The organism is Synechocystis sp. FACHB-908 (assembly GCF_014698595.1).
In the GTDB taxonomy this organism is placed as follows: Bacteria; Cyanobacteriota; Cyanobacteriia; order Cyanobacteriales; family Microcystaceae; genus Synechocystis.
In genome coordinates this window covers 38012-59804 of the sequence record NZ_JACJTH010000037.1, presented here as the reverse complement: position 1 = coordinate 59804, position 21793 = coordinate 38012, and the positions used below count along the sequence as shown (strand labels likewise).

Genomic DNA, 21793 nt, shown 5'->3' with positions numbered 1-21793 from the left:
CCATTACTAGCACGAATGGGGCAAAAAATTAGCGAAGAAAGAGACGATAAACCGGATTATCACTCTCGTCCCAATAGCGATAGCCTAAATTGGCTAAAAACTGTTGCCACTGTTCCATTTCTGCCAAGGGAACCTGCATGCCGACGACAATTCTGCCGTAGTCGGCCCCGTGGTTACGGTAATGGAACAAACTAATATTCCAGGCTGGATCCATACAGCCCAAAAATTTCATCAATGCCCCTGGCCGCTCAGGAAATTCAAATCGGTAGAGTAATTCCCGTTGATTTTCCAATTGGGTCACCTGGGGGGGACGGCCCCCCACCATATGGCGCAAATGGAGCTTCGTCAGTTCGTCATCGGTTAAATCGAGGGTTTTAAAACCTTGGCGGTTAAAGCTGGCGGCCAGTTGGGACGCATCACTGCGGTTTTGCACCTGAATGCCGACAAAAATATGAGCATCGGGCCCCTCCGCAATGCGGTAACTAAATTCGGTAATGTTATGTTTCCCTAACCCTTCACAAAATTTTCTTAAACTGCCCCTTTGTTCGGGAATGGTCACTGCAAAAATGGCCTCTCGCTGTTCCCCATACTCGGCCCGTTCCGCCACAAATCTCAATCGGTCAAAGTTCATATTCGCCCCACAGGCGATCGCCACTAGGGTTTGGTCTCGACAGCCTTGCTTTTGGACATATTGTTTCAGTCCCGCAATGGCCAACGCTCCCGCCGGCTCCAAAATTGAGCGGGTATCTTCAAAGCAATCTTTGATGGCCGCACAGGTGTCGTCCGTATCCACCAGCAAAATATCATCCACATATTGCTGACAGAGGGGAAAAGTTAAATCCCCCACTTCCCGCACCGCCACACCATCCGCAAACAGTCCCACTTGGTTTAGCTTGACCCGTTTTCCCGCCGCCAAAGATTGGCGCATAGCATCGGCATCCGTTGGTTCCACGCCGATAATTTTAATTTCTGGATAGAGGCGTTTAACGTAGGCCGCTACCCCCGCAATCAGCCCACCGCCACCGATCGCCACAAAAATGGCATCAATGGGCTGTTGATACTGACGTAGAATTTCCATGCCAATGGTGCCTTGGCCAGCAATCACGTCGGGATCATTAAAAGGATGGATAAAAGTTAGCCCTTTTTCCTGCTCCAACTGTCGGGCATGGCCATAGGCATCGTCATAGGTTTCGCCATAGAGCACCACCACACCGCCCCGAGCTTTGACCGCCTCCACTTTCACCTGAGGAGTGGTTTCGGGCATAACAATAATCGCCCTGGTACCCAACTTGGAAGCTCCTAGGGCCACTCCCTGGGCATGGTTACCCGCCGAAGCTGCAATTACTCCTTTTGCCAATAATTCCGGTGATAACTGGGCCATTTTGTTATAGGCCCCCCGTAACTTAAAGGAAAAGACCGGCTGTAGGTCTTCCCGCTTAAAGTAAACCCGGTTACCCAGCCGCTTCGATAAATTGGCCGCCAAATCCAACGGAGTTTCGATCGCCACATCGTAAACCCGGGCTTTAAGAATTCTTTCGAGGTAATCGGTGGTCATGGAAAACGAGAGCAAAAACGGTAGTAGCTAAAATCCCCCTTTCCAGTTTCCCACTCTTTGGCAGAGCCTTGGCCCAGGCTAAGGGCCTATTGAAGAGGAATAAAGTAAAGAAAGTGGGGTACAGTTTTTTGTTGTAGAGTTCAGAATTAGATAGGGCAATTGGCTGGTTAAATCACCATTAACGATGGAGCAAAGATGACGAGTTTGACAACCACACCAGCGAAGGAATGGTTTAAGGTACTTTGATTTGTATTATGTTCCCTCGGATTATTTCTTAATTTTTACTTTAAAAATCTGCCCAGCGACGACAAGATACAATGGTCGTAATTAAGGCCCCATAGAGTATTGGTAAATAATTTTCGATGACCCAAAGTAATAATTTCGCCACTAGCCCTCTTTGGCAACAGGGGTCCGTAGTGGAACTGACCATTACCGGCCTCAATCACCAAGGGGAGGGTATTGGCCGCTTTAATGAGCGAGTAGTGTTTGTGCCCGACACGGCCCCCGGCGATCGCCTGGAAGTCCGCTTGGTAAAAGTCAAAAGAAATTATGCCTTGGCCCAATTGCTCAAAATTTTAGAACCTTCTGTCCAGCGCACCCGCCCGTCCTGCATTGTGGCGGATAAATGTGGCGGTTGCCAATGGCAACATCTGGATTATCAATTCCAGGTAGAAAGTAAGCAACAACAAATTATTGACGCCCTGGAGCGTATTGGTGGTTTCACCACTTTGCCCCTGGAGCCTCTATTACAGTCCCCCGCTAGCTTGGGTTATCGCAACAAAGCCACCTATCCCCTAAGTCGCTCCAAAACCGGCCAGGTGCAAGCTGGTTATTACCGCAAGGGTAGCCATCGTTTGGTAAATATTAACCAATGCCCTGTGCAGGATGATCGCCTAAATTTATTGCTGACCGAGGTGAAGAAAGATATTGAAAATCGGGGTTGGTCTATCTATGACGAAGAGAAAAAGCAGGGCAAATTACGTCACCTAAGCCTACGCATTGGCCAACGTACGGGGGAAATGTTACTGACCCTGATTTCGGCCCATAAAGGTTTACCGGATTTGGAAGAACAGGCTGGGGAATGGTTGGAGCGCTATCCCGATTTGGGCGGCATTTGTTTAAATATTCAGCCCGAACCCAACAATCGCATTTTTGGCGATGAGACCGTGGTGATTGCAGGGCGGGGTATTTGTCGAGAAAAGTTTGCTGATCTGAGCTTTAGCCTGGGGGCTAATACGTTTTTCCAAGTTAACAGCGGGGCGGCAGAGCTACTGTTAACCAGGCTTCAGCAAGCATTAAATTTGCAAGGCGCCGAATTGTTGGTGGACGCCTATGCTGGGGTGGGCACTTTCACCCTCCCCCTCGCCCGCCAAGTCCGCCAGGCGATCGCCATTGAGGTCAACCAAGATTCGGTGCACCAGGGACAGCGCAACGCTGAGATCAATCAGATTGCCAATGTGGATTTTTTGGCTGGTACCGTAGAGACCGTTTTACCCACCCTGTCAGAGATTCCCGATGTTTTACTCCTTGATCCTCCCCGTAAGGGTTGTGCACCAGAAGTGCTCAGGGAAATTATCCGACAGCGCCCCGAAAAAATTGCCTACATTAGTTGCCAGCCCCCCACCCTAGCGAGGGACTTGAAATTTCTCTGTGCCGAGGGCTTCTATGGAATTACCTGGGTTCAGGGTTGTGATTTCTTTCCCCAAACAGCCCATGTGGAGTGTGCAGTAATTCTCAAAGCGGTCAATGGTTAAGCAAAGGATTCCTCAGGGTTATGGTAGCGGCCAGCACATTCAGGCCTCCCAGGCGATCGAGTATAATGGTTGCCATCAGTACTGTTAGATTGCTACTAGTCCGGTGTGAGGTGGAGCGCTTGCTAAACATTAATTTTCCCCACAGGCAATCCCATTGGCAAAAAGTCAGTTTTTCTTCGACCCTTTACCTTTATCCCATCCTTGATCTATTACTCAACTCTGTCCCCAAACCTCTGCACAACGAGGTCAGGTTGGGTTTACAGGAAGCCTTAGTCAATGCAGCTACCCATGGCAATGCTCTCAATCCAGGGAAATGCATCACAGTGGAATACCGCCAGTCGCCCCAGGGTTATTGTTGGATCATCACCGATCAGGGTATGGGGTTTGACCGTCCCTGTCCTTGTCCCCAGGTGGTACTTGATTGCCCCAATTGTGTTAGTCCCTGGTTTCCCCCGGATGAGTCGGAAAATGGTCGAGGTTTGGGTATTCTCATGCAAGTTTTTGACCAAGTTCATTGGAATGAAGATGGCACCCGTCTCCGCCTCAGCAAGAAAATTAAGCGCCGGCCCCAGGTAGATAGTCAAAATGTAGTCAAACGCTTTTTCAGCGAAAGTTACCGTTTGCTGAGTTTGTAGAACCTAGTGGTAGCAGAATTTCCGGACCGTCATCCTGTTGTGTTAGTCCATGGCATTTACGACACCAGGGCTAAATTTGCCACCATGGTGGATTTTTTGACCAAGGGCGGCTGGTCAGTTCATTGTTTAGACCTAGTGCCCAACGATGGCAGTACTTCCCTAGCATTGTTGGCGGAGCAAGTGAAGCAATATATTGATCAAAAATTTGCGCCCCAGCAACCAGTGGATTTAATTGGTTTTAGTATGGGAGGGTTAGTAACCCGTTATTATTTACAACGACTGGGGGGGGGGGAACGGGTTAGGCGCTACATCACCATTTCAGCCCCCAACCAAGGTACTCTCCTGGGTTATAGTTTGCCCCACCAAGGAGTGAGGGAAATGGCCTGGCAGAGTGACTTTTTGAGGGATTTAAACCGAGATTGTTGTCAGTTATTAGCGGGACTCCAGGTGACGGTGATTTGGACCCCCTTCGACTTGATGATTCTGCCCCCCAGTAGTTCCCATTTAGAAATTGGACAAGAAATTATTTTGCCTGTGCTGGTCCATGCCTGGATGGTGTCGGATGCCCGTTGTTTGGCAGAGGTGGCTTCGGCTTTGGCTAAACCGTTGCCCTGAGTGGATTGGAAAGGGATTAGTCTTCAGTTTGGGGTGATCCTATTCGTACAAACACTCTTCCCCTACTTCCGCCAATTGTCTGGCGATCGCCTGGTTGGTTTCCGACTGTTGCACAAGCTTGGTAAATTCTGCCAGGGAATATTTTTGCTTGAACTTATTAATTGTGCAGTTGCACATTTCCTGAGCCGCCGCCCCCTTAATGCCAGCCTGTTCCACCCGACGCAGGCATTGCTGACGGTAATTTTCAAAACTATTTTGCCCCTGGGCTTCCACTGGAACGGCGATCGCCAAGTAGGTGAATAGCCCCAGGCAAGCAGTTAACCCCAAAGATTGTGAATAATTATTGGCAAGGAATTTAAACATCTTGGTAAATACTTCCGCAGATTAACAAAATATCTCTTTTCCCATCTAAACCCAAAAATTCCAGCCGTAACCTATGCACAAGCCAGAAATTGGCCCTGTACACTGTAATGTTTACGGACAAAAATTTGTGTATTAATGAGAGAATCCCCTGGCGGCAATGGGCCTAGCTAGCCCTCAAAACGGGATAGTAGTCCTGGCGAGTAAATTGGGTCATATCGCTGAAATAGCGCAGCTCAATGCTATGAATATCTAAAATCTCTGGGTCATGGCCAATCCAGCGGTCATTGACAGCAGCCAACTGTTCACTAACTCCGATCGAATCTGCCAACTTCTCGATCGCCGGGTCGAAGTAACCAAGGGTGATGTGGGCCGTGTAACGGTACTGTTGCTCAATGCCTAAACCAATCAGGGTGGGATTTTGGAAAATGGCCCGTCGTACCTTAAGTATCGGTTCATAATCCGCTTCCCGTTGGGGCACCAAAACCACCCCCAAGGAACGGGGTAAAACCAACAATCCCAGGACCTGCCATTGGCAGCCGGAGTATGGCCCCGACTGATGTTGGTGATCCGCAAAGGAATGTTGCAAACAGTTACAAAGTTGTTTTTCAAAGTCAGGATTATGACGACGTAGGGCCTGGTAGGGGCCATCCCAAATCAAGTCTGCTACGGTGAGGTGCAAGCTTTCCGGGGGCACCGCCACAAAACTCTCCCCCAAAATTTCTCCCACCTGGCCCTGTACAGTAGTCAGATGGCCATAAAAGCTCTGGTTAGTGGGATCATCAGCGGCAATAGGAGTTACCACACTGAAACCGGGAAAAGGCACCGGCTGTCCTTGGTCAAACTTGGGAGAACCTTGAGCATTAATCAATTGTTGCTCGTAGGCGATCGCCAAGGTTTGGGGCGCCACCCGATTGATATAGCCTTGGTAAGTATCGTCCACACTCGCCTCCCTGACACAGATTGAAAAAGTTCCTATGGCAAGTTTACTGTTTGGGTGGAGTCTCCGGACATTTAGCACCAATCTTTAGCCGGTTCTTCATTCCCTCAGTTGGGCAAACATTGGCAATTGACTGCAACTCGAAAGCCAGAACTCCAGCAAAATTAACTAACCTCCGAAACGAATTTGGCCGTGTGGCCACGCCACGATTGCGCATAATGTTTTAGAGTGCCCACGACACCAATAGCCCCGACTTTCCCTCCATGCACTCACAAAAATTGGTCACAGCCATGAAAATCTTGGTGCTAGCTTGGGAATTTCCCCCCCGCATTGTCGGCGGCATTGCTCGCCATGTGGCAGAACTCTACCCAGAATTAGTTCAACAGGGCTATGAGATCCATTTAATTACCGTGGCCACAGAGGAAAGTCCGTCCCAGGAAATGGTCGATGGCATCCACATTTACCGAGTGCCAGTGCCCCCCAGCAATGACTTTTTCCAATGGGTAGATAACATGAACCGTGCCATGGAACAGAGAGGGCAAGCCCTATTCCAGGAACAGAAAAAATTTGATGTTATCCACGCCCACGATTGGCTGGTGGGAGATGTGGCCATTAACCTTAAGCACCACGGTAAAATTCCCCTGGTGGTGACTATCCACGCCACGGAATACGGCCGCTATAACGGTCTTTACAACGATACTCAACGCTACATTGCCGGCAAAGAAGGAATTTTAATCTACAACGGTTGGCGGGTAATTGTTTGCAGCAACTACATGCGCCATGAACTGGAAAGAGCCTTTGGCACCCCCTGGGACAAAATTGACGTTATCTATAACGGCATTCGTCCGGAAAAAAAGCACCGTCGTCCAGACTTTGATTACCGTAATTTTCGCCGCAAATTTGCCGAAGATGGAGAAAAAATCGTTTACTACGTTGGTCGCATGACCTATGAAAAAGGAATTTCCGTTCTGTTAACCGCTGCCCCCCAGGTACTGGAAGCCCTCAATGATCAAGTGAAATTTGTCATTATTGGCGGAGGCAACACTGATCGCCTGAAGCAATTAGCATGGAACCTGGGAATTTGGGAACACTGTTTTTTCACCGGCTTCATGTCCGACGAAGATTTAGACAAATTCCAAACCATTGCCGACTGTGCCGTTTTTCCCAGTTTGTACGAACCCTTTGGCATTGTCGCCCTGGAAAGTTTTGCTGCCCGGGTACCCGTAGTAGTATCTAATACTGGTGGACTAGCGGAGGTGGTACGTCACCATAGCACAGGCATTGTCACCCAAACCAATAATCCCGATTCCCTAGCCCACGGCATTTTGGAAATTCTTTCTAATCCATCCCTGGCCAAACAGCTGGTGGAAGCAGCCTACAAAGATTTGGGCATCCGCTTTAATTGGTCTAAGTTGGCAAAAGAAACCGCCGCTATTTACGAAAGGGTGGTGGAGGAAAGACAAACGGTGGAGTGGTAGAAAGTAGTAGGAAAATAGTAAAAGGCTTTCAACGTCCCTTGTCCCAGGTTGTGGAGCCAAAGCCCCCATCAAATTCCCAATAAAGAGCGGGCAATGAGCAAATAAATGGCCACCCCCAACACATCCACCGCCGTGGTGATAAAAGGGGCCGACATCAAAGCTGGGTCCAACTTCATCGACTTAAACAAAAACGGTAAACCCCCTCCAGCAAAAGCCGCCAACAGGGAAATAATGAACAGGCTACTACCCACCGTGATGGCCACCAGCCAATCTCCTTGGAGAAAATAGGCCCACACCGTCACCACAATGCCCAGCATTAAACCCAATAAAGCTCCGGCTCCCCCTTCCCTAGCAATGACCGGTAACACTTGGGTGAGCCGCACATCCTCCGTATTCAAACCCCGGATCACCACAGTGGAAGACTGGGCCCCCACATTGCCCCCCGCATCGATTAACAAAGGTATGAAGGCAGCCAAAGCAATGGTTTTTTGTAGCACATCTTCCTGGGAGTGAATCACCTGACTGGTGAGGGTATTGGTGACTAAAAGAATAAATAACCACACCACCCGCTTACGGGCCACTGTCATCAAACTACTTTTGAAATAGTCATCTCCTTGGGACTGCACTCCTCCAGCGGTATAAATATCTTCCGTGGCTTCTTCCTCCAAAATGTCGATCACATCGTCCACAGTGACAATGCCCACCAATCTTTGTTCTGAATCCACCACGGGCACCGCCAAAAAATCGTAGTGCTGAATGGTGCGGGCCACTTCTTCCTGGTCTGTGTTGGTGTGGACGGATACCACATCAGGCACCATAATTTGTCCGATATATTCCTCCGGCTTGGCCATAACCAAATTACGCAGGGAAAGAGTTCCCGTTAGGCGTCGGGATTCGTTGGTAACGTAGAGGACGTAAATAGTTTCAAAGCTGGTGGCAATGTGGCGGATGTGGTCTAGGGCTTGGCTGGCGGTGTAATCTTCCTTGAGGGAAACATATTCCGTGGTCATAATCCGGCCAGCGGTTTCCGGTTTATAGCCCAACAGTAGGGAAGTAGCTTTGCGTTCTTCGTTGCTGAGGTGTTTGAATAGTTGCCGCACCACCTTGGCCGGAAGTTCGTCCAATAGCCTGACCCGGTCATCGGGGGACATTTGGTTAAAAATTTCCAGTACTTCAGGATGCTTAAAATCTTCTAGCAGGGATTCCTGCACTGGTGGAGCTAAATGCTCATAAACATCGATCGCCTCATTTTTGGAAAGTAAACGAAAGGCTAGCACCTGTAAACGACTGGGCAGAGACTCGATCACATCAGCAATATCCGCCGGTTGCACAGGGGTGAGAATGGTTTTAGCGGCATCGAATTGGGAGGTTTCTAGCAGAGTTTCAATCTGGGCCCGCACTAATTTTTGTAGCTCCTCTCGGTCGGGATTTAGTCGAACAGTCGTAGTGACCTCTGTCATGGCAACCTCCGGGGCGAAACGACACCCCCCAATATACGGTATCCCTATGCTGTTCCAACCACTTCCAGAAGGGAAAAATCGGTGCTTTATCGTTGGGATTGGCCCAAAATCGGTGGATCTCTGTCCGAAAAAATTGTGTTAGGCTGTTCCCATGGGCTAAAAATAAATTTCCCTAGCCCCCTCATACATTCTGAGCCTTGGCCGAATAAGGTTTGAACTGGAATCACTGCCGGGGGGTTTGTCCCAACGGTTGTGGCTATCACGTTAGACTGTGACTTTATTGAACAGATTCAGTTTTAGTTATTCCGTCCGGGTTCGGTTAGACATCATCACAGGAGTCGTCCTTGGTAATGGACTATTTAGAAAAACTGCTCGATAAACTCAGAGAACTGGCCCAGAAGCTGATTGAGGGTTTGCTCGGCCCCCAGGGGGAACCGGAGCCAGAACTAATTCCCATTCCCGTTAACGATCGCCGTTCCCGTCGTTAATCAGGGCTGTTTGGTTTAGTATGACAACGGTGTGGAAAGTATTGGTGCTCCACGGTCCCAATTTGAATTTGCTGGGCCAGCGGGAACCGGGTATTTATGGATCCCTAACCCTAGGGGAAATTGACGCCTGCCTGCGGGAAGATGGCGTCGATTTAGAGGCAGAGGTGAGTACTTTCCAATCCAATAGTGAAGGGCAATTGGTCACCGCCATCCATGGAGCCCTAGGAAATTACCACGGCATTGTTTTTAATGCGGCGGCCTATACTCACACTAGTATTGCCCTGCGAGATGCTTTAGCAGCTGTGCAACTACCCTGTGTGGAAGTGCATTTAAGTAATATCCATAAGCGGGAATCATTTCGGCATATTTCCCACATTGCCCCAGTGGCGATCGGACAAATTTGTGGCTTTGGGTTGAATAGTTATCGTTTGGGATTGAGGGCTTTGGTGGATTATCTCAACGGTCAGGCTGATAGTTAAAGCCCGTTTTAATACCTACAAATATTCACTAAATCCGGTAGGTTTAGCGTTTTTTCTCCCAAAATGCTCGACCAGAGGCAATGAACAAGGTCTTAGGATATTTGGTCTTTGACTACAAAATTGGGACGGATACTTAAATAAGCTAAAGCGCCAAATAGCGGAACTGTACTGCCCAAAACGAGAAGCAAAGAGGGAGAAGCTTTTTGATGCTTCAATTCCTGGGCTAATACCAGCGGAAAAGCCAGGGTCAAGCAGAGAAAATCACTGCTCATCACGGCGATGAATTGGTTTGTTTGCAATTGTTGTCCATAATCAGCCCAATCCCCCCTAAACACAGCACCGGATACACAGGCGATCGCCAACAGGAATAAAACTCGCCCTAACCAGGGAGAGCGCCAGAATTTAGTCAGTTTTGATGATCCCAAGTTCGATGGTGCGGGATCAGTTGGTGCCGTCGGTGGCCAGAAAACCAAATAGGGCAGTAGGGCAAAGGCTCCCAAAAAGAACGACCCCGCCACAAAGGGCCAAGCAGGAAATTTTCTTCCTTGGCGATCGCCTAATAGCATAGCGGCATAGGTCATGGGCCAAATACCCATCAGATTAAACAGGGCAATAATCACCGGGTTAATGTCCTGCCACTGCCCCAGGGAAAGGGATTTTATCAAAACTAAAGTTTGGGGATTGCTGGGGGGAGCAAAACCAAAGGCAAAAATTACCAATGCCAACCACAGGCAAGCCAACGCTAAACGGTTTAAGACCACAGCAACAGGCCCCAGACAAATTTGGAATCACTCAATCACAATAAAATCTACCACAGATTACAAAGTTCCCTCTAGGGACAAAGAACAGGGACAGAATCTAAATAGTTTTTTCTGACTTGCAGTAATTCCTGGGATAAAAACTGTTTATTGATCTGTCCGGAGGCTTTCGCTAACCGCCCTTGAATTTGCTCCATTACCCCGTCATTTTGGTTGAGTAAAATAATGGGAGTTTCCCTCACAGCAGAAGATTTTCGCAACAAACGGCAAAGCTCATAACCACTGATCTCCGGCATCTCAGCGTCAATTAGAATCAATTGGGGATTATGGCTGATGGCGGCCGCCAAAGCGTGGCAGGGATCGTCAATGCAAACCACTTTAAAACCCCGCTGACCTAAAATTTCTCGCACAATTTTCTGTACAGAAGGACGATTGTTGACGGAAATCACCACGGGGAAGTTGGCATCGTCAACTGAAATTTCTTGATAGGGCAACATTTTGATTTCTCCCGATTTAACCCGTGGATAAAATAACAAAGCCAACTCTAAAACACTGCTGTTAGTTTTTCGGGCCAGCTCATACAAACAAGACAAGTTTCCCAAGCCTTCCAATAAATGCTCACACCACTGTTCACTGCGGCGATAGCTCAAATTCAGCATCGTTTTCACTTCCTGCCAATCCTCCACCAAGGGACGCTGGAAAGGTGAATTGATCTGGGGATATAACTCTCCCCAATATCTAATTTTATGTTCCACCGATTGGGTGGTTTTAGCTAATTCTAAATTCAGAAATAGGTCTTTAATGCTATCTTCTTGCTCAAAGTGACATTGGGTCATAGGAATAGACAAAAAGTGCACCAATGCTTCCTGGGTAAACTGGGTTAAAATTGAGCGAGTTTGCTGAAAAGAAATCAGTTCTTGTTTCCAAAGATCACAGATATATTTATAGTCATCTGAGATTTGGGAAGGCAGGCTAATTTTATTTTCGTTCAGGTAATTACCCAGGAGATATCTGACTCTTTGCATTCCCCCTACACCACTGTTGGCAAAATTGATTTTCCCTTTGCCAAGATAGACCTGCCAGGTGACCAACTCATCGAGGGGATTGGATACCGTTAGTCTCCCGGTAGCTTTTTCCTTAATTAAGGTTTGCAGGAATTGGCCAGGAATTTGGCGGGTGATCACAGCAGTCATGGGAAACTCCTTTGCATGTTTGGAAAGATAAACTTTAACAGTGTTCGGTTAATGCTGTTGTCAGTGGGATAAGGAGACCTAGGGCCGAGTAATTCCCTTGTTTTAACTGTCAGTTGTGATTGACATGGGAGGAAATGCTCAATGCCCCAGGCATTGCTCCAAACAGTGACCCGTAGGACTGACCAGAGAAGGATTCAAGGAAGATGACTGGTGTTTGCTGCTAGTTGGGGTACCAAAAGGCATCGACTTAGCCAAGGTTTGGTGGCCAAGGGTAACTCTCGCTATCCAAGGCCTAGAAGCAAAAATGTCGGTTAGGATTCAAACCTGCAAGAACTTGCCTAAAAATAAGCGGGTAGGAGTAGGTCTAATCCTTGGCAAGGTTGGGATTTGAGCCAATGGCATTCGCAGCCCGTCGCTCACCAGCACAGTCCCATCCTAGGAAAAATTCCCAACCCTGTCCTGGTCGATTTTTGACAAACTAGTTGATTTTTGACATCGATTTTATTTTTTCGCCCGGATCTTGCTTGGAAACTGCTAGCGACTACGATATTCTTTCGGGGTAATGCCCAAGAGATTACGAAAATGGTGGTTAAGTTGACTGTGGGAACTGAAGCCGCATCTCAAAGCTACTTCGCTAATGGACAATTCTCTTTCCAGTAGTATGGCTTTGGCCCGCTCAACCCGTTGTTGGATAATAAATTGATAGGGGGAACATCCCATTTCCTTTTGGAAAAAGCGACAAAAGTAGGCTGTGCTCATGCCGATCGCCCCGGCCAGAAATTCAACGGTAATTCCTTGGTCGAGATGCTCTTCGATATAGTCCAAAGTCGGTTGCAGGCGATAATGGCCCGTTGACGTGGAGAGGGTATCTTCCTCAGGTTTTCGTTGCTGTTGATGATTGGCTATGGCGATCGCCACGGTGGATAATAGTTGTTCCCGCCGAAAAGGCTTAATCACATAGCCCTGGGGATTGGTTTTCTGGGCCCGCTCCAGGGTTTCCCCATCAGAAAAAGCTGTGAGATAAACAATGGGGATGGAGTAAAGAGATTTTATCCGTTCCGCCACCTCTATCCCGTCGATCTCTCCTTTAATACGAATATCTAGTAAAACTAGATCTGGATAAAACTCAGCAATTTTTTTCAGCGCCGTTGCTCCATCACTGGCGATCACACAAATTTCATAGCCATCACTTTTTAATAATTGGGCAATGTGTTGGGCCACTAGCCTTTCATCCTCTACAATCAGTATTTTGGTTACCATGGTTGCAGTCAAATAATGTTGATTTTCGTTGATTTTTGATGGAGCTAGCTAAAGTGAAAATTCCAACCCAAATTGAGCGCCACCGACATATTCATAGTGCAATTCTCCCTGGAGTTGTTCAGTTAGGCTGTAGATAAGTTGCATGCCCAAACTATCTGTATTTTCCAAATCTATATCCCTGGAAATTCCAACTCCGTTATCCCACACCTGTAAACTATAGTGACTGTTCATTGAAGTGAATTTAATCGAAATTTCCCCTTCCGTCGTTGGGAAAGCATGTTTTAAAGCATTGGAAACTAATTCCTGAATAATTAATCCCAAAGGAATGGACTGCTCTAAAGGAACTTTAACTTGTTCAACCAACAATTTAATTTTAATACTATCAGTATTACAGCCGTAACTTTGGCAGATATTGTGAGTCAAATTTTTAAGATATTGACTAAAATCAATATTAGCTAAGTCTTCACTACGATATAACTGCTCATGAATCAATGCCATGGATTGAATGCGATTCTGGTATTCCTCACTCAATTGCTGGATGGCTGGAGAAGCCTTACTAAATTGCAAATAAAGTAAACTAGACATAATTTGCAAATTGTTTTTAACTCGATGATGAATTTCCTTAAGCAATACTTTTTTTTGCTCTAATTCGTTGGTTAATTGTACAAAAAGCTGATTTTTAGAAGCCAATTCTTGTTGAGCCTGCTCGTACAAAGTAGCCTGTTGGATGGCAATTTCAAACTGATTAGTGATCTGCTTGAGCAGATCAATTTCTGTTTGTTCCCAAACTCTAGAACTGTCACATTGATGAATACACAATAAGCCCCACAAAATGGCATCATTAATTAGTGGTAGCACTAGGTTTGCCCTGACCTGTAGCCTGGCAAGAAAGTCAATGTGGCATTGCCTAAGATGGGACTGGTGAATATCCTCAATGACCTGAATTCTGCCCTGCTGATACCTTTGGGCATAGTTATTACTAAAACAAGTTTCTTCAATTGCACTATTAATGATTGGCTTAAATGGAGCCAATACCGACTCTGCCACAATATTACCAACGGAAAAGTCAGAGTCGGGTGAAAACTGAAAAATAACTACCCGATCTGCTTCCAAAAACTGACGAATTTCCTGCACTACTGTGTTAAAAATAGTTGGCAGATCTAAAGACTGACGGATACGCTGGGTAATTTCCCTTAATAATGATTCGCGGCGGCCTTGCTCATAAAGTCTTTGTTCCTGTTCTTTGCTATCACTAATATCCTGGGCTGTGCCCAAAACCTTAGTAACTTGCCCATAATCATCCCTAGCAAAAACCACTTCCCGAGAACGTAGCCACCGCCAAGAACCATTTTTGTGGCGCATTCGATATTCAGTGGTCAACACTTGGCCTTCCTGGGACTTTTGCCAAAAATTCTTATTTTCGTAAAGGGTTGGGATGTCATCGGGATGCACAATATTTAACAACAGCTCCGTTCCCCCATTTTTAAATTCTTCTGGAGTGTAGCCTAGGATTTCGAAGGATTGATAATTGACATAAATATTTTTCCAAGCAATGGGGTCTAAAATATAAAGAATCTGGGGAGAATAATTAGCTAATTTTTCAATAAAATATTGACTTTCCCGTAGGGCATTTTCCACATCCAATCTGGCGGTAATATCCCTAACAATTTTGGAGGCTCCCACTACATTTTTGTGTTCATCTCGAATGGGAGAAATGGTCAGGGCAACATCAATTTTAGTACCATCTTTACGCTGTCTTTGAGTTTCGTAGGTGTTAATTCTCTGACCTTGGCGGATGCATTCAGCAATAAGGTCTTCTTCCAAGATTAATTCCTCAGGAATAAGTTTGGTGATATGACTTCCAATCATTTCTTCTGCTGTGTAGCCAAATAATCTTTCCGCAGACTCGTTCCAACTGGTGATGTTACCATCTAGGGTTTTACTAATAATTGCGTCCTGGGAAGATTCGACAATAGCAGCCAATTGCGCCAATTGATCTTTATTTTTTTCTAGATCTTCTTTTGCCCGGGTTTTATCTTCAATTTCCTGTTCTAATTGTTGATTTATTTTTGCTAATTGGGTAGTGCGGTCTTCCACTCTTTTTTCAAGATTATTGTTTAACTCCTGCAATGCTATTTCCGCTGTTTGCCTTTCTTTAATTTCTTGATTTAGAGCCAGATTGAGGGTAGCTAATTCCGTGGGGGATTTTAAATTTAGGGCATTGGGTACAATTTGAATTAATTCAAACACAGTGATAATAGAGACGATCGCCATGGAGGCTTTGACTGTACCGGATATCCAATAAATAGGGTACCAAAGGGTGATAATGTCAAAAAAGTGACTGGTGCCACAGCATAAAATAAAAGTACTAAACAGGAAAATAATATTAGGAAAAGGAATATCTTGGCGCTTCCGCAAAAAGTAGAGCAGAGTTAAGGGAATAGAGTAGTAGGCGATCGCCGTGAAAAAATCAGCGCTGACGTGGAGCCAGACCAGGGGAGTTTGCCAAAGGTAGCAATGGCCGTGGGGTATATAGCTGTTGGCTTGGAAAAAATCCCCCAGGGTAAATGCGGTGATTGCCATGGACGTACCTTTAGTTAAATTACTTGAGCAGATTAGGCTGATCAAATACTAAACAATGGTGACTATTTACACCATTCAATATCTAACTAATTTATTTCAGCTTTTCTTGTCTAGGGTAAATTTGACTATTTTCCAAAATTTCTTCCGCACCATGGGCGATCGCCCGCAGTTGATCTAGTAGTTGGGGGTCAACATTGCTCCAGAGTTGTCTTTGCTCTGCTTCCAATAATCTTTCCGCCATGTCCCTTAACGCCCAAGGATTGTGCTGTTGCACAAATTTCTGCACTTCTTCATCCAGTAGGTATGCCTGAGCTATTCCCGTATACATAAAATCCTCCACACAATGGGCAGTGGCATCGTAGGCAAAGAGATAATCTAACGTGGCGGCCATTTCAAACGCCCCCTTATAGCCATGGCGCATTACCCCAGCGATCCATTTAGGATTTACCACCCGAGAACGATAAACCTTGGCAATTTCTTGGGTCAATAACTTCACTTTTGGTTGGGCAGGATTAGAATTATCACCAAAATAAACGGTGGGATTTTTCCCAGTTAATGACCGCACCGCCGCTGTTAATCCCCCCTGAAACTGATAATAATCATCGGAGTCGAGCAAGTCATGTTCTCGATTGTCTTGGTTATGTAAAACAATTTGTAAATTTTGCAGGCGCTGGGCAAATACTTCCGGTTGATTGTGGCCAACGCCCTGGCGATCGTAGGCATAGCAACTCCAATTAAGATAGGCTCGGGCTAAGTCACTATCATCTTGCCAATTTTGCGCTTCAATTAATCCTTGTAAGCCAGCACCATAGGCCCCTGGTTTAGAGCCAAAAATACGATAGGTTGCTTTAGTTACAGCTTCTTCCGTTGCTAAACCTAATTGTTGCCATTGCTCGGTTTCTTGCTTAACTTTTTCTGCTAAAGGATTCAAATTTGCCGGTTCATCCAATTGACTAACAGCGGCGATCGCCTGGTGGAGAAATTCCACCAAGTTGGGGAAACTATCCCGAAAAAATCCAGAAATTCTGATGGTCACATCCACCCGGGGACGTTTTAGTACAGTGGTGGGCAAAATTTCAAAATCAACAATGCGACGGGAAGGGCTATCCCACACTGGTTGTACTCCCAATAGGGCCAGAACCTGGGCAATGTCATCCCCGCCAGTACGCATGGTGGAAGTGCCCCAAATAGAAATAGCTAAAGTTTGGGGATATTCTCCGTGGTCTTGGGTGTACCTTTCAATCAGGGTTTCAGCGGCTCGACGGCCAATGTCCCAAGCCGTTTCTGTGGGAATGGCCCGGATATCCACCGCATAGAAATTCCGTCCCGTTGGCAGTACATCAGGGCGACCACGACTAGGTGCCCCCGCCGGCCCACTGGCAATATATTCCCCATTTAAACCCCGGAGTAAATTAGTGATTTCCTGGGGAGTTTGTTGTAGCATTGGTAAAAGAGTTTGCTCGATATAATCAAGATTAGATTTAGTTTTACTGTCGGGCTTTTGAAAGAATAAATTGACTTTTTGATCGACAATTACTATTTCAAGTAGACTTCCCACTAACTGCTTGGCAATTTCTTCTAAAATTTCAATAACCTGTCCCCCTATCCGACAGGAATTAAATAATTCAATAAATTGGGTTAATTCCCATTGTTGCAACTTCATCTGCATGGTTGACGACAATTGCCATGGTTCATTAGGATCGTCCAAAACCGGATCAAATTCTAGTTCTAAATCAAAGGCGATCGCCTGGGTTAAACCAAGTCTTTGATAGGATGGCGATCGGGCAATACTAATCGCCAAATCCCGCAACTGCTCTCCTGTGGGAGTTTGACCTAAAATATGTAGGCCGTCCCGAATTTGGGCCTCCTTTAGTTCACACAGATAACTATCCGCCGAAGTTAACAAGGGTTGTAAATCCTTCAGGGCCGGAGGGGTTAAACCTAAATCAGTTTGTAAATTGCTGGTTGCCAATAATTTACGGAGGCGATCGCCAATGGTTTTAACACGAGTTGGATCCAAGGCTTGGGCTTCATAATATTCATCAATTAAAGCCTCTAATTTTTCCAAGTCGCCATACAATTCTGCCCTGGTTAAAGGAGGGGTTAAATGATCAATAATACAAGCCTGACTACGGCGTTTAGCTTGGGTTCCTTCCCCTGGATCATTGACAATAAAGGGATAAAAATTAGGTAATGGGCCTAGGGCAATCTCTGGATGGCAATGGTCAGATAAAACAACACTTTTGCCCGGTAACCATTCCAAATTGCCATGTTTACCTAGATGAATTATTGCCTGGGCAGAAAATTCCTGGCGTAACCAAAGATAAAAAGCAAGGTAATGAAGGGTGGGTTCTAAATCCGGCGCATGGTAATTCAAACTAGGATCAAAATCATAGCCCCTAGCCGGTTGAATACCAACGAAAATATTGCCAAATTGGATGCCGCTAATGGCAAATTGATCCGGTAAATTATCCCAATTCTCCCTAACTTGCCACCGCTCTGTCATTGCCTGTTGTACAGACTGGGGCAAACTGTAAAAAAATTGCCATACTTTCTCTGTGACAATGGTTTGATTAACGGTTCGATATTGGGCTAATTCCTGGTCATTGGTTACCCCTTGGGTTAATTGTTTAATTAAAGTTTCAGTGTCTTTAGGAATGGCGGAAAGATGATAACCAGCAATTTTTAAAGCTTCTAAAATTTGTAGACAACTAGCTGGGGTATCCAACCCCACCCCATTAGCCAAACGACCATCTTTGTTAGGGTAATTGGCTAAAATTAGAGCAATTTTCCGTTGGAAAATTTCAGTTTGAGCGCAATTAATGATATTTTTAGTTAGTTCTGCTATCCACTCAACTCGATCCAGCACAGGCTCATAAATTGCCACCTCCGTTTCCAGTTGGGGATGACGGGCTGCCATCGCTTTGAAAGAAATTGCCCTGGTGATAATTCTGCCGTCCACTTCCGGCAAAGCCACATTCATGGCTAAGTCCCGTGGGTTCAGTCCCCGCAACCCTTCCTGCCATTGTTGGCGATCGCCACCACTAAGAATTACCTGGAGCACCGGGACATTTAGTTTTTGCCAGAGGGGAATCATTTCCAGATTGCCGATCTGTCTTTGTAACTTGGCGAGGGAAAAACTAGTGGTGTTTAAAATAGCTCCCAAGGGCTGGTCCAAATTTTCTAGAATAGCTAAAATTTCTGCTTGTACGTCAGGCTCCCGCAGGGAAGACACATAGATAGCAAGGGGATTTAAATTATGTTTTTCTAAAGCTTGACAAAGAGCATCAATGGGAGTTGTATTGCCAGACAAATAATGGGAACGATAAAAAATAATTGCAATAGTCGTAATAGCTTTAAATTGAGGCATCAAACGTATTTTTAACTAGGGTAATACTCTTTAATCGTAAATTGCGGTTGCTTCAATCCAGGTTGATTTTGTTTTAATATTCTGATTAAACGATTATCTAAAGTTTTCTGATTAATTAAAAAATCATGAATTATTGATGCTTGTCCAATCTGATCTCGATCTTCTTTACAAATTATTATGCCTTTGTGTTTTATTCTATTCAAATGTAATTCAATAAAATCATTTCGATTAAATGTAATTACACAACGTCCATCAGTTGTTGCATCTTTCAAAACAGATAAATCAGTAATTCTTTGGTTGGCTCTCCCTGCATCATAGGAAGTCAAAACACTGTAACCTAATTGACGTAGTTGATTAACTAAGCCCAGGGATAAATTTTCGTTGCTATAGAATTTAATCATGATAATTTTCTTGATCTTGGTAATCAATAAGATTATCAATTTCCTGCTGATGAGATTGGTAATATTCTTTGATGGTCAACAAATCAAAGGCAGTTAATCCAGGAAAATCGGCCAGTAACTCCAAATCCGTACCTCCTTGATTGATAAGAGAAATAATTGTCCAGACTGCAATTCGGGTATCCCGAATACAAGCGTGGCCACCGCATACCCCTGGTGTTTTTTTGATCATCTTTGCCATGAGGGTATTTTGAAATAAACTATAATCCTCCACTGGCAATGCAATAACTGCTTCTGCCAAAGACTCTACCAGTCTCCTATTCATAAAAATTCCTCCTAAATAACCCGATCATTGCCGCCATCTAAAGGTAATTGAGCGCCGGTAATTTTACCAAATAAAGGACTAGCCATGGCTGTTACTAATTCCGCCACATCCTGACTGGTAACCTCTACTTTTAATAAATTATTACCTTTATACTCTTCCACTGTTAAACCGTAATGTTTTGCCCTGGCTTCTAGCACTTCCTCTGTCCAAAAACCTGTATCAAATACTCCATTGGGATGAATAGTATTCAGGCGGATATTATCCTTGGCCCATTCCAAGCTTGCCACCCGCATTAATTGATTTAACGCTGCTTTTGACGCTGAATAAGCCGCCAAACCCGGGCCTGGTGCGGTCACATTTTTAGAACCAATTACCACCACTCGCCCTCCCTTAGGCGCTAACTTTAACAGGGGATAACATTCCCGCAGCAGGGTTAAATTGGCATCTAAATTAATGTTTAAAACCTTTTGCCATTCCAACGTGGATAACTCGGCGATCGCCCGGGCCACGGGAAAAATCCCAGCATTAAGCACTAGCATGTCCAAACCGCCAAATTGGGCTATGCCCTGTTCCAGAGCTTGTTTGAAAGCATTGGCATCAGTAAGGTCACATTGAATTCCTAGGAAATCAGGTCGATTGTGGAGTTCACTAATGTTAGGTTGAATATCCAGCGCAATCACCGCCGCCCCCTGTTTAAGTAATTGGGCAACGGAAGCTTTACCAATGCCGGATGCTCCGCCGGTCACCAGGGCCACTTCCCCCGCAAACATGGGAGGATTACCAGCTTGTTTTAATTTGGCCTGTTCCAAATCCCAGTATTCCACCACAAAAATATCCGACTCCGGCAGGGCTTGGTAACCCCCTAACCCCTTGGCCCGCTGAATAATTGCCATGGTGTGCTGATAAATATCCCCGGCGATCGCCGTACTTTTAGCAGAAGTTCCTAGGGTAAGCAGTCCCAGTTCCCGATCAAGGATAATGCGGGGGGCAGGGTCAAGCATGGTTTTGACTTCCCCACTTTTACCGTCGTTGCGCTGAAAATATTCCTGATACTTTTTGGCATAATCTGCCACATCTCGACCCAGTTGAGGTAAACGTTTGGTGCGGATTACATGATCCGGAGTGGCCGGGCCTTGCTGGCTAATATGGGCTAAATCCGGCCTTTGGCTAAAACTTAAACTAGCTTCATCTTGATATTGCCGCATTACCAAGGGAAAACCCGCTATTTTGCTAGCATCACAACGTAATTGGGCCAATGCCAATCTATTTTCCGTAGTTGATTTTTGCGGCTGGCCATAACTAATCTGCCATACCCCTTGATTTTTTAGATATTCCTCTGCTTCGTTCACTAAACTAATCATGCCTTCGTAGGCTTCCCGGGCGATGGCACCAAAGGAAAAAATGCCATGGTTCATTAATACCATACCCACTGTTCCCCCATGGGCTTCGGCGGCGAATTTTTCCGCACATACCCGGGCCAAGTCGAATCCCGGCATCACGTAGGGAATAATCACCAGGTGATCGCCGTAAATTTCTCGAATTCTTTCCTCCCCATTGGCCGTATTAGTAATGGTCACCACTGCATCAGCGTGGGTATGGTCCACATATTTAAACGGCAAAATAGCGTGGAGAATGGTTTCCACCGAAGGGCTGGGGGCACTGGCCAGGGTCATCTGGGTTTTCAATTCATTGACCATCTGGCGATCGGATAATTGCGTCAACTTAGACAGCTTGAGCAAATGGGGCATTCTCACTGGGGCAAACCCCGCCGCCTCAATGGTGGCCAAATCCCAACCACTACCCTTGACATAGAGAATATCTTCCTTCTCCCCCACCAAATTAGTTACCTGGCATTTCACCGAGGTATTGCCGCCGCCATGGAGCACTAGGGATGGTTCCCGGCCCAGCAAACGGGATGTATAGACCCGTTGGGGTAAATCCCCTTGGTATTGGTTGGCTTCCTGGTCATCCCATAAACTCTTCATAACGCCTCCGGTCAATTGCTGGGGTTGCTGTTGCTACCAAGGCTATTATCCCTGCTTTCGGTCTGGGACAATTGTGACTGTTTTCTTGGCAAGTCAGAGACGTTGCATATCCAGATAAAGTAATCCCCCCATGGACGTAGAGTTAGGGGGGAAATTT

18 protein-coding genes are annotated in these 21793 nt (G+C 45.9%); 6 read left to right on the top strand and 12 right to left on the bottom strand.

All coding sequences use genetic code 11. From position 1 onward, the window contains the following. Positions 1 to 28 precede the first annotated feature (28 nt). Complete coding sequence (gene ilvA, locus H6G46_RS13670; protein WP_010872036.1) at positions 29 to 1555, bottom strand: threonine ammonia-lyase, biosynthetic; 1527 nt, start codon at positions 1553 to 1555, stop codon at positions 29 to 31. A gap of 362 nt (positions 1556 to 1917) precedes the next feature. On the opposite strand from ilvA, the gene rlmD reads away from it, so the two are divergent. From rlmD to H6G46_RS13655, 3 genes are all read left to right on the top strand, one after another. Continuing rightward, the gene (gene rlmD, locus H6G46_RS13665; protein WP_010872035.1) at positions 1918 to 3309 is read left to right on the top strand and encodes a 23S rRNA (uracil(1939)-C(5))-methyltransferase RlmD; all 1392 of its coding nucleotides are present in this window, start codon (positions 1918 to 1920) and stop codon (positions 3307 to 3309) included. 119 nt (positions 3310 to 3428) lie between these two features. Then, positions 3429 to 3944 carry an anti-sigma regulatory factor gene (locus tag H6G46_RS13660; protein WP_014407171.1) on the top strand — a complete coding sequence of 172 codons (516 nt, stop codon included), beginning with the start codon at positions 3429 to 3431 and terminating at the stop codon, positions 3942 to 3944. A 6-nt stretch (positions 3945 to 3950) separates the two neighbouring features. Next, positions 3951 to 4559, top strand: coding sequence for a triacylglycerol lipase (locus tag H6G46_RS13655; protein WP_010872033.1), 609 nt, complete (start codon positions 3951 to 3953; stop codon positions 4557 to 4559). A gap of 39 nt (positions 4560 to 4598) precedes the next feature. Here H6G46_RS13655 and H6G46_RS13650 read toward each other — a convergent pair whose 3' ends face one another. Further along, a complete protein-coding gene (locus H6G46_RS13650) occupies positions 4599 to 4922 on the bottom strand; it encodes a hypothetical protein (protein WP_010872032.1) in 324 nt (107 codons plus the stop codon). Positions 4923 to 5085: 163 nt separating this feature from the next. Further along, a complete protein-coding gene (locus H6G46_RS13645; RefSeq protein ID WP_020861549.1) occupies positions 5086 to 5862 on the bottom strand; it encodes a DUF1868 domain-containing protein in 777 nt (258 codons plus the stop codon). 287 nt (positions 5863 to 6149) lie between these two features. Between H6G46_RS13645 and H6G46_RS13640 the strand changes: the two genes are divergently transcribed. Beyond that, the gene (locus tag H6G46_RS13640; protein ID WP_041425932.1) at positions 6150 to 7337 is read left to right on the top strand and encodes a glycosyltransferase family 4 protein; all 1188 of its coding nucleotides are present in this window, start codon (positions 6150 to 6152) and stop codon (positions 7335 to 7337) included. Between the two features lie 68 nt (positions 7338 to 7405). Here the strand turns inward: H6G46_RS13640 and mgtE are convergent, their stop codons facing one another. Beyond that, positions 7406 to 8797: a magnesium transporter gene (mgtE, locus tag H6G46_RS13635; protein ID WP_010872029.1), complete on the bottom strand. Its 1392-nt coding sequence runs from the start codon at positions 8795 to 8797 to the stop codon at positions 7406 to 7408. Between the two features lie 350 nt (positions 8798 to 9147). Here mgtE and H6G46_RS13630 point away from each other — a divergent pair, with 350 nt between their 5' ends. Next, positions 9148 to 9285 carry a hypothetical protein gene (locus H6G46_RS13630; RefSeq protein ID WP_020861548.1) on the top strand — a complete coding sequence of 46 codons (138 nt, stop codon included), beginning with the start codon at positions 9148 to 9150 and terminating at the stop codon, positions 9283 to 9285. Positions 9286 to 9305: 20 nt separating this feature from the next. After that, positions 9306 to 9764: a type II 3-dehydroquinate dehydratase gene (gene aroQ, locus H6G46_RS13625; protein WP_010872028.1), complete on the top strand. Its 459-nt coding sequence runs from the start codon at positions 9306 to 9308 to the stop codon at positions 9762 to 9764. Positions 9765 to 9856: 92 nt separating this feature from the next. Here aroQ and H6G46_RS13620 read toward each other — a convergent pair whose 3' ends face one another. The 8 genes from H6G46_RS13620 to H6G46_RS13585 all read right to left on the bottom strand — a co-directional run bounded on the left by H6G46_RS13620 (position 9857) and on the right by H6G46_RS13585 (position 21636). Continuing rightward, positions 9857 to 10525: a hypothetical protein gene (locus H6G46_RS13620; protein WP_010872027.1), complete on the bottom strand. Its 669-nt coding sequence runs from the start codon at positions 10523 to 10525 to the stop codon at positions 9857 to 9859. A gap of 71 nt (positions 10526 to 10596) precedes the next feature. After that, positions 10597 to 11715, bottom strand: a complete 1119-nt coding sequence (locus tag H6G46_RS13615; protein ID WP_010872026.1) for a response regulator — start codon at positions 11713 to 11715, stop codon at positions 10597 to 10599. 534 nt (positions 11716 to 12249) lie between these two features. After that, the gene (locus H6G46_RS13610; RefSeq protein ID WP_010872025.1) at positions 12250 to 12975 is read right to left on the bottom strand and encodes a response regulator transcription factor; all 726 of its coding nucleotides are present in this window, start codon (positions 12973 to 12975) and stop codon (positions 12250 to 12252) included. Positions 12976 to 13023: 48 nt separating this feature from the next. Further along, positions 13024 to 15558, bottom strand: a complete 2535-nt coding sequence (locus tag H6G46_RS13605; protein ID WP_010872024.1) for a PAS domain S-box protein — start codon at positions 15556 to 15558, stop codon at positions 13024 to 13026. A gap of 91 nt (positions 15559 to 15649) precedes the next feature. Further along, positions 15650 to 18928, bottom strand: coding sequence for a cobaltochelatase subunit CobN (gene cobN, locus H6G46_RS13600; RefSeq protein WP_010872023.1), 3279 nt, complete (start codon positions 18926 to 18928; stop codon positions 15650 to 15652). 11 nt (positions 18929 to 18939) lie between these two features. Beyond that, complete coding sequence (locus H6G46_RS13595) at positions 18940 to 19329, bottom strand: DUF5615 family PIN-like protein (RefSeq protein ID WP_010872022.1); 390 nt, start codon at positions 19327 to 19329, stop codon at positions 18940 to 18942. Beyond that, a complete protein-coding gene (locus H6G46_RS13590; RefSeq protein ID WP_228670069.1) occupies positions 19322 to 19627 on the bottom strand; it encodes a DUF433 domain-containing protein in 306 nt (101 codons plus the stop codon). The genes H6G46_RS13595 and H6G46_RS13590 overlap by 8 nt, the downstream gene beginning before the upstream one ends. A 35-nt stretch (positions 19628 to 19662) precedes the next feature. Then, complete coding sequence (locus tag H6G46_RS13585; RefSeq protein ID WP_010872020.1) at positions 19663 to 21636, bottom strand: bifunctional aldolase/short-chain dehydrogenase; 1974 nt, start codon at positions 21634 to 21636, stop codon at positions 19663 to 19665. Positions 21637 to 21793 lie beyond the last annotated feature (157 nt).